Source organism: Desulfosporosinus metallidurans (assembly GCF_001936615.1).
Taxonomy (GTDB): Bacteria; Bacillota; Desulfitobacteriia; order Desulfitobacteriales; family Desulfitobacteriaceae; genus Desulfosporosinus; species Desulfosporosinus metallidurans.
The window spans coordinates 42,096-57,152 of record NZ_MLBF01000001.1 but is presented as its reverse complement, the minus strand read 5'-3'; the positions used below and the strand labels follow the sequence as shown (position 1 = coordinate 57,152).

The 15,057-nt window shown below is 44.3% G+C and carries 11 protein-coding genes and 2 pseudogenes; 11 read left to right on the top strand and 2 right to left on the bottom strand.

Translation table 11 applies throughout. The annotated features are described in order from the left end of the window. Positions 1-2 precede the first annotated feature (2 nt). Both dhaK and DSOL_RS29400 read right to left on the bottom strand, forming a co-directional pair. Positions 3-998 (bottom strand): dihydroxyacetone kinase subunit DhaK, encoded by a 996-nt coding sequence (gene dhaK, locus DSOL_RS00285; protein WP_075362901.1) that lies wholly within the window; start codon positions 996-998, stop codon positions 3-5. 366 nt (positions 999-1,364) lie between these two features. Next, positions 1,365-3,413: a sigma 54-interacting transcriptional regulator gene (locus DSOL_RS29400; protein WP_075362900.1), complete on the bottom strand. Its 2,049-nt coding sequence runs from the start codon at positions 3,411-3,413 to the stop codon at positions 1,365-1,367. A 270-nt stretch (positions 3,414-3,683) separates the two neighbouring features. Between DSOL_RS29400 and DSOL_RS00275 the strand changes: the two are divergent. From DSOL_RS00275 to pgsA, 11 genes and pseudogenes are all read left to right on the top strand, one after another. Then, positions 3,684-3,818: pseudogene (locus DSOL_RS00275) on the top strand (RNA polymerase factor sigma-54); the annotation flags it as partial. A gap of 425 nt (positions 3,819-4,243) precedes the next feature. Next, a complete protein-coding gene (locus tag DSOL_RS00270; RefSeq protein WP_075362898.1) occupies positions 4,244-4,963 on the top strand; it encodes an MIP/aquaporin family protein in 720 nt (239 codons plus the stop codon). Positions 4,964-5,013: 50 nt separating this feature from the next. Further along, positions 5,014-6,510: pseudogene (gene glpK / locus DSOL_RS00265) on the top strand (glycerol kinase GlpK). 135 nt (positions 6,511-6,645) lie between these two features. Further along, a complete protein-coding gene (locus DSOL_RS00260) occupies positions 6,646-6,846 on the top strand; it encodes a glycerol-3-phosphate responsive antiterminator (protein WP_075362897.1) in 201 nt (66 codons plus the stop codon). A gap of 125 nt (positions 6,847-6,971) precedes the next feature. Beyond that, complete coding sequence (gene glpA, locus DSOL_RS00255; protein ID WP_075362896.1) at positions 6,972-8,591, top strand: anaerobic glycerol-3-phosphate dehydrogenase subunit GlpA; 1,620 nt, start codon at positions 6,972-6,974, stop codon at positions 8,589-8,591. Between the two features lie 5 nt (positions 8,592-8,596). Next, a complete protein-coding gene (locus DSOL_RS00250; RefSeq protein ID WP_075363094.1) occupies positions 8,597-9,835 on the top strand; it encodes an FAD-binding protein in 1,239 nt (412 codons plus the stop codon). A 39-nt stretch (positions 9,836-9,874) separates the two neighbouring features. Beyond that, complete coding sequence (locus DSOL_RS00245; RefSeq protein ID WP_075362895.1) at positions 9,875-11,122, top strand: anaerobic glycerol-3-phosphate dehydrogenase subunit C; 1,248 nt, start codon at positions 9,875-9,877, stop codon at positions 11,120-11,122. 33 nt (positions 11,123-11,155) lie between these two features. Beyond that, positions 11,156-12,907 carry a phosphate/phosphite/phosphonate ABC transporter substrate-binding protein gene (phnD, locus tag DSOL_RS00240; RefSeq protein ID WP_083642258.1) on the top strand — a complete coding sequence of 584 codons (1,752 nt, stop codon included), beginning with the start codon at positions 11,156-11,158 and terminating at the stop codon, positions 12,905-12,907. A gap of 57 nt (positions 12,908-12,964) precedes the next feature. Next, positions 12,965-13,486 (top strand): type 1 glutamine amidotransferase domain-containing protein, encoded by a 522-nt coding sequence (locus DSOL_RS00235; RefSeq protein ID WP_170871405.1) that lies wholly within the window; start codon positions 12,965-12,967, stop codon positions 13,484-13,486. A gap of 231 nt (positions 13,487-13,717) precedes the next feature. After that, a complete protein-coding gene (gene plsY / locus DSOL_RS00230; RefSeq protein ID WP_075362893.1) occupies positions 13,718-14,299 on the top strand; it encodes a glycerol-3-phosphate 1-O-acyltransferase PlsY in 582 nt (193 codons plus the stop codon). 132 nt (positions 14,300-14,431) lie between these two features. Further along, positions 14,432-14,989 carry a CDP-diacylglycerol--glycerol-3-phosphate 3-phosphatidyltransferase gene (gene pgsA / locus DSOL_RS00225; protein WP_075362892.1) on the top strand — a complete coding sequence of 186 codons (558 nt, stop codon included), beginning with the start codon at positions 14,432-14,434 and terminating at the stop codon, positions 14,987-14,989. The last annotated feature ends 68 nt before the right edge of the window (positions 14,990-15,057 follow it).

Sequence of the window (15,057 nt, the reverse complement as noted above, 5' to 3'; positions counted from 1 at the left end):
TATTAGAATTGAACAAAGGCAGGTGTCTCAGCCGGAGCGAGCAGAAGATCTTTCAATTCGCTGTCTAGTTTCAACACCGAGACAGAAAAACCAGCCATTTCCAAAGACGTCATGTAGTTGCCGACGTACGTTTTTACAATCTTTACGCCTTTGCCATTGAGAATCTCGGCAACCTTGCGGTTAACAATGTAAAGTTCCATGATTGGAGTGCCGCCAAGACCATTAACTATCACCGAAACTTCCTGTCCAGAAGCAACGGGCAGATCAGCCAAAATCTTGTCCATAAGGTGAGTGACGATTTCGTCTGCCGGACGGATAGCTTCGCGATGGGTGCCTGGTTCTCCGTGAATACCCATACCGATTTCGATCTCATCTTCGGCTAAAACAAAGCTAGGTTTGCCAGCGGCCGGAACAGTACAGGGAGCAAGCGCCATACCCATGGAACGGATATTAGCAATGACTTTTTCAGCAACCAGCTTCACTTCGGTCAGAGTACCACCGGCTTCAGCTTTAGCGCCAGCAATTTTATGCACAAAGACGGTACCGGCGATGCCGCGACGACCAGTTGTCCAGGTGCTGTTTTCTACAGCCACGTCATCATTGACTATAACATTTTCAACTTGGATTCCTTCGCTGGCTGCCATTTCGCTAGCCATTTCGAAGTTCAGGATATCGCCTGTGTAATTCTTGATTACCAATAGAACACCTTTGCCGCCGTCTACTGCTTTTACAGCCTCAAGTATCTGATCGGGAGTAGGAGAAGTAAACACCGCACCGGCTACTGCTCCGTCGAGCATACCGCGGCCGACAAAACCGCCGTGCGAAGGTTCATGGCCACTGCCGCCACCGCTTACCAGAGCGACTTTAGGAGAAGGGCTGTTAGCCCGTGTCAAAACACTGAAGCCTTTTACCCGTTTTACATATTGCGGATGAGCCAGAACGACACCTTCAAGCATTTCCTCTACAACTTGATCAGGATTGTTAATCACTTTTTTCATTGCATTCTTCCCCCATTTCATTAATCGATTCTGAATCTGTTTCAATCACGCCTGCAGATCACAATTGCTGTTCCTAATTTCTGCCATGTAGTCTACGTATTTTTTAGTTTTTGCCATTATCACTCTATGACCCTTCGAGTATGTTCGCCTATACAATATCTTCTTTCTTTCGTCCACCTCTCACCCACAATTTTTATCGCCGGTATACCAGCTTATTCTCTCCTTTCGACTTGACAATACTTAATAGCAAGAATCATGCCAAAACAGAAAAAAGCATGTTATACCGGGTTAAGAGAGGTAATAGCACTTAGTTGTTTGGTAAAAAGGATCAAAACTACTATTGAATCTGATACTTCTTACCAATAATTATCTTCTTTCCCAAGTAACCAATTTTTCGAGATTATACTTTCGTGCTTTCGCAGCAACAGTTTTATGTGTAAGTCCAAGAACTTTGGCTGCCCTGTTAAAACTACCATATTTTTTCAGCGCCATATTTATAATTGTTTTCTCATACGTGACCCAGGGCAAAATCGTTTCATCAGCGGTAAACTGCGCGGAAAAATCCGTTCCGCCAATTAATTCTTCACGAAGATAGGTGGGCAGATTCTCTACTCCGATATATGGTTCCTCAGTTAATGTAATTACACGCTCCATAATGTTTTCCAGTTCCCGGACATTACCTGGCCACCGATACCTCATAAGCACTTCCAAAGCATCCTGTCTTAGGCCTTTTACTTTCTTGCCCAACTCGCTGCATATCTTGTTGAAGAAGTACTCAACCAATAAAGGGATATCTTCCTTACGTTCACGCAAAGGGGGTAAAAAAATAGGAATGATATTTAACCGGTAGTACAAATCTTCGCGGAATCCACCGTCTAAGACCATTTTCTCCAGATCTCGGTGAGTTGCAGCAATGATTTTCACGTCAACCGAAATCAGCTCCTCACCACCAACCCGCTGAAACTCCTTTTTCTGAAGAACTCTTAGAATTTTAGCTTGCATATTTTCTTCCATATCCCCAATTTCATCAAGGAAAATCGTTCCTTTGTCTGCCAGTTCAAAATTCCCCAGTTTTCTTCTGTGAGCGCCGGTGAAAGCTCCTTTCTCATGCCCAAAGAGTTCACTTTCCAGCAAAGATACAGGTATAGCAGCGCAGTTTACACGGATGAAAGGTCCATTCACGCGCCTGCTCGCAAAGTGGATTCCTTCAGCAACCAATTCTTTGCCTGTCCCACTTTCGCCACGAATTAAAACAGTAGCCTGACCTTCTGCAGCCTTGGCGGCTACAGCCAGAGCGTCCAAAACCTTCCCGCTTCTACCAATAAATTTATCGAAAGCTTTGACAGGTTTTCTAGTCCTCCTCAGCTCGTGTTCTAGGTATTCTGCTCGTGCTGTAACTTCATTGAGTTTATCCATCACTGCCTGAACTTCGGAAATTTTTTTTATTACCGAAACAACTCCAGCTAATTCACCGTAAACGATAATAGGATTTACGTTAGAAACGACAGTTTGTCCGTTTGGTTTACAGCAGATATTGCCCAATACAGATTTACCCGTGACTAAGGCTTTGGATCTTGCCCCTCTCGGCGAAAGCCGGGCTATATTTTGCCCTACCAGTTTTTCGATAGGTGTTTGTGTAATTCTGAGATAAGCCGGATTAACATACGTAATATATCCCAGTTTATCAACAACGCAAATTCCATCTTGTACAGACTCTAATACCAGATGTAACCTTTCCTTTAACTCTTTCACTTCGCGCAATTCATGCGTAATGTTTTCCAAAGAGGATATATCCTCAAAAATCGCAACCGCGCCTTTGGATTGTCCCTCGACAATGATAGGTGTGCGATTCGTTATGATAACTGAGTTACCAATTACTTGACGGTAACCCAATTCGGGTACCATGGTTTTATTCACTAATGGAAGCCTGGTGTCAGGAATACTCTCATAAACATTCTTTCCGACAACATCGGCAGCCGAAATACCTATTATTTTTTCCGCAGCCGGATTAAAAACAGTGATTATATCATTTTCATCAATCACTAGTAATCCGTTAGCCATGCTGTTAAATACTTGTTCAGCCGTAAAAGAGTTGTTTTGCAGCACATTATCCACTTTGTTGATGGTATCAACATCACTAATTAAAAAGTCGCTTTCTAGGAATTCTACCATTTCCGCTATAGCTGTTTCGGCCATTTCACCGCAACTTGATACCCACAACTCGTCGCCCGCTTTTATTCTTAATGAAACAAGGGGTATAAGACTATTAGCCAACACCTTCTCCCGGTTATGGCATTGGAAATATAATGAAACTTTATATTTTTCTTGAAGCTCTTGAGATTTCTGAACAACCATCGCCGCGACCCTAGTGTGGAGTCCTTTATTATGCTTTATTACAGCTTTGCTATTAACCATAGTTCAAACATCCTCTCGCATGTTCAGTCTATCAGCACATTATGTCTCATTTCAGGGAAGATGTCGAGAGGATGCGGCTTTAGTCACTCTTTGGCTAAAATCATCATTCACACAACCAATATTTGAAATTCACCGGCGTTTTAGCGACTAGGACGGTTTAGTCTATTGCCTCGTTCCGTCTTTCTAAATAACCTATTTTGGTCAGCTTATCTGTCTGTCTCTCTCTCTCTCAGTTTTTCGGGCCTAGGAGATGTGCGTTTTTCCGAAAATCCCAGAAACCCATATTCTGATCAGAAGCTAGCTGACCTTCTGAAGGCTAAAGATATGGAGATTTCCAGACGTACGGTGGCCAAGTACCGCGATGAATTGGGGATTGCGGCGACGACGGTGAGGAAACGGTATTAGGTTGAATGGAGTCTCGGGGGCAAGGCGAGCTTGTGCAAAAGAAAACTATTGAAAGGTATTGAAATAGTAGAAAAAGTAGAATATACTGATAACAGTTCAGTAATGGGTGTAAGAAAATTTTATAATAAGGCTAGAGTATTAGAGAAGCCGTGGTTTACGTACAATCCGAAGGATTAAATGTGCGTATACTATGGGCTTCTCTTTTTAAGTCGAAAAGATTTTGAATATTATGTTTTTTCGTTTTACTAAGGAAAGGTGATTGTCGTGAAGGTTGAACCTGAAAGGGGGTGAGATCAATCGAATTGGAATGTTTGTCAACAATGCGAAAGGAGGTGAGGAAGCTAATATATATCATGAAAGGTTAGGGACTTATAAGTTTATATGAACAGTAGTGTACTTATTAAAAATTAAGGAGGAGTCTTTAGATGACAGCAAAATTCTTAGCTGAAATGATAGGTACTATGATCATCCTTTTATTTGGTTCAGGGGGAGTGGCAAATGTCTTATTAAGTAAGACCAAGGGAAATAACGGCGGCACGTTTATGATTACCTTAGGATGGGCAGTGGGAGTTCTCTTGGCGATTTATGCCACCGGCCCAATCAGTGGAGCGCACTTAAACCCAGCAGTAACGATTGGATTGGCAGTTACAGGACAATTTCCTTGGTCAGAAGTACCGTTGTATATTGCGGCTCAGTTCTTAGGAGCATTTATTGGAGCAGTGCTAGTTTACTTGGCTTATTTGCCACATTGGGCAGAAACTTCGGATCCAGAATTGAAATTAGCAGTCTTTAGCACGGGCCCAGCTATTCGAAATTATCCACTTAACATGCTAACTGAAATTATAGGTACCTTTATCTTGGTTTTCGTAGGACTTGCTATTGGAATTTCGAAAACTGCTGTGACTAGTGGTCTTAATCCGCTTTTATGGGGCTTCTTGGTATGGGGACTTGGTGTATCTTTCGGGGGACCTACGGGTTATGCAATCAATCCAGCTCGTGACCTAGGACCTAGAATTGCACACTTTCTCTTGCCTATTCCGGGAAAAGGGTCCTCTGATTGGGGTTACTCGTGGGTACCGGTTGTTGGTCCAATCATAGGTGGAATTTTGGGTGCTATTGTGTACAAAATGGTGTACATGGGATAGTAATCTTATTGTCAAAACCAAAGATTTAGCTAAAAAAGGGAGGATTTACCATGAAAAAGTACGTTATGGCCCTTGACCAAGGTACTACCAGTTGCCGAGCCATCCTTTTCGACAAAGAAAGTAAGATTGTTGGCGTGACTCAAAAAGAGTTTACTCAAATTTATCCTAAGGCAGGTTGGGTTGAGCATGATGCTGAGGAAATTTAGAGCACACAATATGGAGTCATTGCAGAGCTCATTGCGAAAACTGGCATTAAAGTCGATGAAATTGCCTCCATCGGGATTACTAATCAGCGTGAGACGACGGTGGTCTGGGATAAAACTACGGGGAAACCTGTCTATAACGCCATTGTGTGGCAGTGTCGCAGAACAACAGCTATTTGCGACGATTTAAAGGCTAGGGGCTATGAAGATATGGTTCGAGAAAAAACAGGTCTCGTGGTTGACGCCTATTTTTCTGGAACGAAGGTAAAATGGATTTTAGATAATGTTGAAGGAGCCCGTGCCAAAGCTGAGAAGGGTGAGCTGCTATTTGGAACCACGGATACCTGGCTAATCTGGAAACTCACCGGCGGAAAGGTACATGTCACGGATTATTCGAATGCTTCCCGAACCATGATGTTTAATATTCGTGAATTGCATTGGGATAAAGAATTGTTGACAATGCTTGACGTACCACAAGGAATGTTGCCCGAGGTCCATAATTCTAGTGAAGTCTATGGCAACACAGATGCAGGGGTATTCTTGGGATTTGAGATTCCTATCGCTGGTGTGGCTGGTGACCAGCAAGCAGCTTTGTTCGGCCAAGCATGCTATGAGCCAGGGGATGCCAAAAATACCTATGGCACAGGTTGCTTTATGCTCATGAATACAGGAAGTAAAATTCACACCTCGAAACATGGTTTGTTGACCACGATTGCCTGGGGGATTGATGGCAAGGTCGAATACGCCTTAGAAGGCAGTATCTTTATTGCGGGTGCAGCGATTCAGTGGTTGCGCGACGGTTTGAAAATGATTGATGTTGCACCAGATTCCGAGTATTTTGCTAAAAAGGTCAAAGATACGGATGGAGTTTATTTTGTTCCAGCTTTTGTTGGCTTGGGTGCACCTTATTGGGATATGCGCGCTAGGGGAGGCATTTTTGGCCTGACTCGGGGAACAACAAAATCCCATATTATTCGTGCGGCTCTGGATTCCTTGGCTTATCAAACCAAAGATGTTTTGGGTTCCATGGAGGCCGATTCTGGAATTTCCTTAAAATCATTGAGAGTTGACGGAGGTGCTGTAGCCAATAATTTACTTATGCAGTTCCAGGCAGATATTTTAGGAACTCGGGTTGACAGGCCTGAAATCATCGAGACGACAGCACTGGGAGCTGCCTACCTCGCGGGTTTAGCGGTTGGCTTCTGGACGAGTAAAGAAGAATTGGCAAGTCGTTGGTTGCTTGATCGACGTTTTGAGCCTGAGATGGAAGAAGAGAAGAGAGCAAAACTATACAAGGGTTGGTTGAAAGCGGTCGAACGGACCAAAGACTGGGAAGAAGACTAGGCCTTAGGGACGCTGTTGTGCTATCCGTGAAATGCTTAAGTGATCATTTTACTGATCGGTGTAATCAAAGGTAGGTCTTTGGTTACACCAAGGAATGAAGGGATGGCAAGATGAATATTAGGCAAGGTCTTGCAAATGAAAAAGAATTTACCGGATGCAATTGAAATCCTTCCGGCGGTTGTCCCAGAATTTGTGATAAGTGAGTTCAAAAGAGCTACGGATCGTCCACTTCTTGGGGGAGGACTAATGCGGACAGAAAAGGATGTCAAGTCGGCTCTGGCGAACGGATTTGATGGGGTGTCCGTGAGTCGTCAATCTCTTTGGAACCTGACTTAGCGGGCTATTGATGGGGTAAAAAATCATATAAGGCGGCTCGGAGAATAAGTGAAGCCACCAAAGAGGCCATTGCGAAACAACGGTTTTTTTGGTGGTTCTCTATTTTGGGCAAGGAGGTAATACGGATGCGTGAGATCGATACCCAAGTGGTGGTAATTGGAGGAGGAGCGACAGGGGTTGGCATATTGAGAGACCTTAGTCTGCGTGGTATACCGGCGCTTTTGTTAGAACAAGGAGATTTGGCACATGGGACAAGTTCACGCTTTCACGGCCTTTTGCACAGTGGTGGGCGTTACGCGGTCAAAGATGATAAAGCAGCGCAAGAGTGTATCGAGGAAAATAAGATTTTGAAACACATTGCAGCACATTGCATTGAAGATACTTCTGGCTGGTTTGTATATTTAAAAGGGGATGATCCAAACTATCTGCAGTTGTGGCTTCAAGGGTGTGCACAAGCGGGAATACCGGTTACGGAGGTTCCGCTTGAAGAGGCATTTCGGCTCGAACCCTTGTTGTCACGACAGGCAACGCGGGTTTTCGAAGTGCCCGATGCTACAGTGGATGGGTTTAAATTGTTATGGGCGAACGTGAAATCCGCAGAAAAATATGGAGGAACGTATCGAACGTACTGTAAAGTTCAGTCGCTTTGGTTAGAAAATGGGCAAATTAAAGGTGTGTACGCGGAAGATCTCATCACGGGTGAAACACTACAAGTGAGAAGTAAAATTGTGGTAAATGCCGCGGGACCTTGGTCAGCTGAGATTGCTGCAATGTCTGGCTTTGACGTGCACATGCTGAAAAACAGGGGTTCTCTACTTGTGTTTAATCAGCGGATGTTCAATAGAGTGATTAACCGCTTGCGGACACCGGGTGATGGGGATATCTTTGTGCCGCATGAAACCGTGACTATTTTGGGGACGACGTCACATACGGTAGACTTGCCGGATGATCATCAGGTTGATGAACAAGATGTAACGTATTTGATCGAAATGGGCAAAGACTTGGTGGAAGAGATTGAACAACACCGTATTGTTCGGGCGTTCGCCGGTATTCGTCCGTTGTATGAAAGTGAAGAAGCCTCAGATCATGAAGGACGAGGGGTTAGTCGCAATTTTGCTCTCATAGATCATGAAAAAAGGGACGGGGTTCGCGGGCTCGTTAGTATTGTGGGTGGTAAATTAACGACGTATCGTTTGATGGCTGAGAAAGTTACCGATTGGGTTGCCGCCAAATTAGAGGTGCATACCACATGCCGGACTGCGGAAGAACCTTTGCAAAATGAACTCGCAACAGAAGTCTGGAATAAGGCACGCCAATTATTAGGAGCGGCCGCTGCGGACAAGATGATGGAACGTCTAAACGAACAAGCCGGATCCGTCGTTGAAGCGATAGCTCGGCAACCCCTGCTGGGACAATTTGTCTGTGAATGTGAAATGGTCACTCAAGCAGAAGTACTTCATGCCCTGCAAGATCCCGCGGTCCACTCGCTTGACGATCTTCGTCGTCAGACCAGGCTGGGAATGGGGACGTGTCAAGGCACCTATTGTACCTATCGAGCGACTCCCATGATTCAGGAGGCGTTCGGCGGTTGGGAGAGAACCGTAAAAGAATATCAAATTTTATTGGGCGAACGCTGGCGAGGGATTACTCCAGTCCTTTGGGGCGAGCAACTTCGTGAGAGTGAATTAGCACGAGCTTTGTTTTTAAACGTTCTGGATTTCAAGGCCGAAGAAAGTGAGGGATGAACGAGATGTGGGACGCCGTAGTGGTGGGGGGCGGTTTAGCGGGTTGGATAGCAGGAATTAGAGCCGCCCAACGGGGCAAAAAGGTGCTTTTAGTCACGGAAGGGGTCGGAACGCTCTTTTATTTCTCGGGGATTTTTGATTATGGAGATGTTGAGCGTTTGCGTCATTTGCCGAAACACCCCTATACCTTATTTAATTCACAGGCGATAGTTCAGGGCAAACACTTCGTCCAAGAGATCTGTCCGGAGTATGTTGTGAATGACAGACCACAGTCTGCCTTCACTGTATTAGGTACTGTGCGACAAGGAGACCTTATGCCGCGCAGCATGGTTCTTCCGGATCGACAGGAGCAGGGAGAGTTTGTGCTTTTAGTGCCCGAAGGATTGAAAGATTTCTTTCCAGAGACCGTGGTGGCTAACATGGCTCGAGAATTTCCAGGTTGGCAGGTGAACGTGAAGCGGATGCAAGTGGATGCTCTTGCGGAATGGACCCGACTGGGTAAGAGTGTGTCGAGCATTGATTATGCAAATATCTGGAGGTCGGAAGAGGGTCAAAGAGCTCTCACAAATGAAATTGAAGAGATCAAAAGACAGTCCCAGGGTGCTGGCAGGTCGCAAGGTAAGATTGTCGTGGTTCTGCCCAGTCTGGTAAGAGAGTACTTTGATTCTTCACGCACAAAACCCTATAAGAGTGAATTTTCCCTGCCGGTGCTGGAAATGAGTTCCTTTGTGCCCAGCCCACATGGGCGTTATTTCGCTGAATATCTAAAGCATAGGTTTACTGATTTAGGCGGTGAATTGATGATCGGGGCTCGTGCGCTATCGTTGAACGGAGAGTCAACGTCCGAAAGTCAGGCTAAGGCGTGTCAAGAACTTAAGGTGCACAGTATGGGTAAAACGTTGCGTTTGAAAGGTAAGAAGTTTATTTTAGCAACTGGTGGGCTTTTAGGTGGGGGAATAAAAGTAGGTATGGCAAGAAAATCGATTCATGAAGGCGTTTTTGATCTTCCCCTATTTGTGCCGAAAGAGTGGAGTGAGTCCCAGTTCTTTGCTCCTCAGCCGTTTGCCCAGATCGGCGTAGAAACGGATGAATTTATGCGTCCCCTCGATCCTACACGGGGACAAGTGGTTTGGGATAATGTCCATGTCGTGGGGAGAATGCTTGCCCATTGGGATCCTTGGACCCAACGATGTGGTGGAGGGGTATCGGTCACATCCGGTTACGCTGCCGCTGAATTAGTATAGTGGACGGAGCATTTTAGAAGGGAAGGGGGATCCTTGATTGTGGATTCAAGAGATGAATTGGCAGCTCGATTGGATGCTTGTCAAAAATGTAATGTATGTACTGCTCAGTGTCCGGTGGCCAAAGTTAACCCGAATTTTATTGGCCCGAAAGGGTTAGGGCCGGATATGGAACGTTTCCGTATGGGTCAGTTCATTCAAGGGGAAACAACGTTGGATGATTGTTCTAATTGCAAGACATGTGAAGTGACTTGCCCATCCGGTGTCAAAATAACGGATATGATTCTTGGCGCCCGGAGAGCTGCTCTTAAAGCGCCCCACAAAACTACATTGGGAGTTAAATTGCGCCTGAGAGGGTATGTTTTGGGACGGGCGGAATATCTTGGGAAGCTTGGGGTCATATGGCCCAGTATGGCAAACCAGGTCTTGAAGATTAGGCTAGTGCGTTTGGCCCTCGATAAAGCACTAGACATTAGCAAGAGTGGCCCCTTACCAGCCTATGGAAAACCGTTAGAGGTGACGGTTGGCAAAGGCGGAAGAATTAGAGCAAGTGCTAGTAAGCAGGTTGTGTATTTTCCAGGTTGTTATACGCGCTATAACGAAGCGGATACAGGACGTATCCTGATCAAGGTGTTAGAGCATGTTGGGTATAAAACCCTAGTACCTGATTTTCACTGCTGTGGCTTACCTTTAGAGGCGAACGGTCAGTTTGAGAAGGCGCATAAGAACGGCCTTTATAATTTGGAGTTAATGCGACCTTATCTGGAAGCGGGTATGCCGATTCTTACATCCTGTACGAGCTGCGGTTTGACGCTGAAAGAAGATTATCCAAAGTTGCAGACGACGTCGGCCCAGCTTGTTGGAGCTCAGTCGTATGATTTATTCGAATTCCTGTGGCAACTCCACGAAAAGGGGGAATTACCTCTGGATTTTCAGGAAGTCCAGGCCTCATACGGTTACCATCCACCTTGTCACTTAAAGGCACAAGGAATCGGAACACCAGCGTTGCGCATATTAGGATTAATTCCTGGTGTAAAAATCCGCAATCTCGATGCGGGTTGTTGTGGCTTATCGGGAAGTTACGGTTTTAAGGCTGAAAAATACGATAAAGCGATGAAAATCGGAAGTGCCCTCTTTGAGGCGGTCAATGTGGGAGCTGGACGAGGGGATTTTCAAGGTATGACGACAGAATGTGGCGTGTGTAAAGTGCAAATTCAGCATGGTACGGGCATTCCTACGGAGCATCCTGTGCGTATCTTGGCCAAAGCGTATCGTATTATAAATAGTTGAACAAGACTTTATGAGAGTGGAGGAGTGCTAAGGATGTTCAACTTGGGCAAGAAAAACAATATTAGTAAAATCACGCCTAAAGAAAGTAACGCTAACGATGAAACCCATAAAGTTCAAGGAAGTAATTTGAATAATATAGATATTCTTTCGATAGCAGAAACACTTGGTTTTAATGCCCATCAAGTAAACTGGACAGTCAAGGAGAATGTGGCAGCGGCCAGAGATCTGGCTAAGAGCATTAAGCAAAATCATGATGAGTTACTCAATGGATCTGCAGGGGTTGAGGAACTGGCAGGATTGGCGCGTCAGTTAGAAGATAATTCGAAAATAGTGGTTGATTTGGCATACTCGCGAAGAGCCGAAGCGGATGAAGGGCAAAAGGTGATGGATAAACTCAATCTCCAGTTGGAGCAAATTGGTGATGATGTTTTAAACTATGCAGAGTCCGTCATGGTGTTGAAAAAGTTGTCAGAAAGCATTTCGGAGTTTGTTACAGAGATGACTAATATTGCGAAGCAGACGAATTTATTAGCCTTAAATGCGGCGATCGAAGCGGCTAGAGCGGGCGTAGCTGGGAGGAGTTTTTCGATTGTGGCTGACGAGATTCGAAAGCTAGCGGACCATAGCACGGTATCTGCTCGCCACATTCAAGGAACAGCAACCAGTATTACCGAAGGAATTCATCAAATTGCTGGAAGAGCAACAGAAAGCTCAAAGAAAATTAATGAAGTTAAGGAAAGTATTCGCCATGAACAACAAAGTATGCTTCATATTACGGATGCTTTTAAAGAAATTTCAGAGCTGAATAATGAATTGTTTAATTCCCTCTCCCAGCAGGCACAAACTACTGAGGTTTTAGCGGGAGTGTTTAATTCCTTGTCCGAAGGGTTGGAAGAGATTTCTGAGGTTTTGGGAACACAGGATAAAAACCATGAACATCTTGCTGGATTAGCAGATAATCTTAACCTAGGTGTCTACGATCTACAACGGCAGGCTGCACAATTTAAGCAACCTAAGGAACTTATTTTTGGAATTAATCCTGCGTTAAGTCCAGAAGCTATGAAGAAAATGTATCTGCCTGTTATAGAAAGTTTCTGCGAAAACTTGGGGTATATTCCGCGCGTGATCATTACGCCAGATTACACATCGCTTGCAGATAATCTTTTGGAGGGGATTGTGGATATTGCTTGGTTTTCTCCGTTGGCCTATGTCGATGCTGCGAACCGGGGCGTAATTATTCCACTTGTCAGTCCGATCGTCAATGGGAGTGCTACTTATAAGGGTTATATCGTTACCAAAAAGGGCTCTGGAGTAAACTCACTCACCGATATCAGAGGCAAGCGAATGGCTTTCGTGGATAAGAAATCAGCGTCGGGATATGCTTATCCGCGAATGATGATGTGGAGAGAGGGAATTAATCCTGATCGAGATCTGAAGGAGACCGTTTTTTTAGGAAGTCACAATCGGGTAATAGAGTCCGTGTTAGCATCTGAAGTGGCAGTAGGGGCAACTTATTCTGAGGCGATTGAAGATGCGCAGAAACAGCACCTGCCAATTGAGCAATTGATCTATTTGGCTGAGACGGAGCCTATTCCAAAAGATTGTTTAGCGGCTAATTCCCATTTTGATGAGGCAACAATTTCTCGCTTTCAGCAGGGATTCGCCGAACTTGCCAAGACTCCACGTGGACGTGATAGTTTAACGCATTCACCCATTAAAGGGTTTATTCCAGTAACAACAGAAGTGTATGATATTGTGAGAGAAGTGTCGAAATCGGCAGGGTAAAACACTGAGCTAGTTAGTGGGTGTCTTACACCCCTAATCAGGAAGGAAGTAAGACGTTTGAAAAGAGAAATTAAGGTATTATGTCTTATTGACCATTATTTTGAAGATCTTGAACTTTGGTATCCTATCCTGCGGTTGATGGAGGAAGGTATCGCTACGCACTTAGCCGGAGAAAAAGCAAATGAAAAGTATATAGGTAAATATGGCATTCCGGCTACATCGGAGTATTCCTTTATGGATATAAATTACAAGGACTATGATGCTTTACTTATTCCAGGGGGGTGGGCACCAGATAAGTTAAGAAGATATCCTGAAGTCATTGAGATTGTAAGATACATGAATGAGCAGGGTAGACCGATCGGTCATATCTGTCATGCAGGTTGGGTGCTGGCTTCTGCAGGCATCTTAAAAGGCAAACAGGTAACAAGTACACGAGGAATAAAAGACGATATGATCAATGCAGGCGGAATATGGATGGATGAACCAGTGGTTGTGGATGGAAACATTATATCCAGTAGAAAGCCTTTAGATTTACCCTTTTACATGAAAGAATTCATCAGAACTTTGATAAAAGACTAGTTTTTCTGTTGATATATAGTAAGTAAATTGAGCAGATTGTGGTTTCTCTGAGGCATTTTCAGAAAATATCAGCAAATGAGAGGTTGGTGAATTGATTTTCCGTTGAAATCTGATAGACTAAGAAGCAAAACCATGGTATATAGAGGAAGTTTCCTTCTCATCCCAGAGTTGCGCGCAAGACGAGGTAGGATATATAGAAGCTCGGCGCTTACAAGAGGAGGGTTAAAGGGCATGTTAAAGTATTTGGCATTACTTTTTGCTTATTTCCTAGGAGCCATACCGTTTGCTTATTTAGCCGGACGTATCAGACATGTGGATGTTCGTTCACAGGGAAGTGGCAACATTGGTTCGACGAATGCTTTTCGTTTGTTAGGTGCTAAGTATGGCTTGGCTGTGTTTGCGGGGGATGCCTTGAAAGGTGTCTTAGCAACGGCACTTTGTTTAAATTTTTGGGGTCCTTGGGGTGGCTTAGGTGGGGGGATACTGGCAATTATCGGACACAGTTGGAATCCCTTTTTTAAATTTAAGCCGACAGGCAAGGGCGTCGCAACGGGATTTGGTATTATTGTGGTTCTGGTCCCGTGGATATCCCTGATGGCTATTGTTGTTTTTATTTTAGTCACGCTAATAACTCGTTATGTGTCACTTGCGTCTACCTTAGGGGCTGCAACGGCTGTTTTAGTGACGATTTTTTCTCCTGTTCCTCTCGCATACAAAGTGTTTGTTTTTGTGGCTGCCATGATGATCTTTGTGCGTCATCGTGCGAATTATCAGCGTTTATTGAAGGGGATAGAGCCCAAACTTAATTATTAAGGCAGATCAGTCAATCGTATTTGTTCCAACTGATCCTGTTTTTTTTATTAGAATTTTTTAGTTTATAAGGCATTTGTTTGTCAGGCTTTATAGATCAGAAATTTGAATTATTCGAATAGGAGAGGTTGTAGAATGAATTTACCCAATCGATTGACCATAGCGCGCATCCTGTTAACGCCCTTTTTCATGGCGTTCTTACTCTTGCAATTTCCAAACGGGCATCCTATTTTCCCTCATCAGAACATTATCGCTGCTTTTATTTTTATTGCAGCGTCGATAACGGATAGTCTTGATGGATATATAGCTAGAAAACGTCATCAAATTACCGTATTTGGTAAATTCATGGACCCTTTGGCTGATAAACTCTTGATAGCGGCTGCTTTGATTTCACTCGTCGAATTGGGCGATGTATCTGCTTGGATTGCCTGGGTGATTTTGGGCCGAGAATTTGCAGTGACTGGGTTGAGAGCCATTTTAGCTGCCGATGGCATTGTTATTAGTGCGAGTAAATGGGGAAAAGCAAAGACGGTTACCCAAATTATTGCAGTTTCTGAGATTTTATTACGAGATTGGCCGGTTGGGAGCTTGAATATTCCTGTTGGTCAGATATTTCTATATATTGCCTTGTTATTGACGATAATCTCCGGACTCGATTATTTTGTTAAAGCACGGCGATCTTTCAAACATTGAATATTGAGTAATTTAGGCAAGTAATCATACTAGGATTGTTAATTTGATAATGGGTTAGGAGTAAGGGA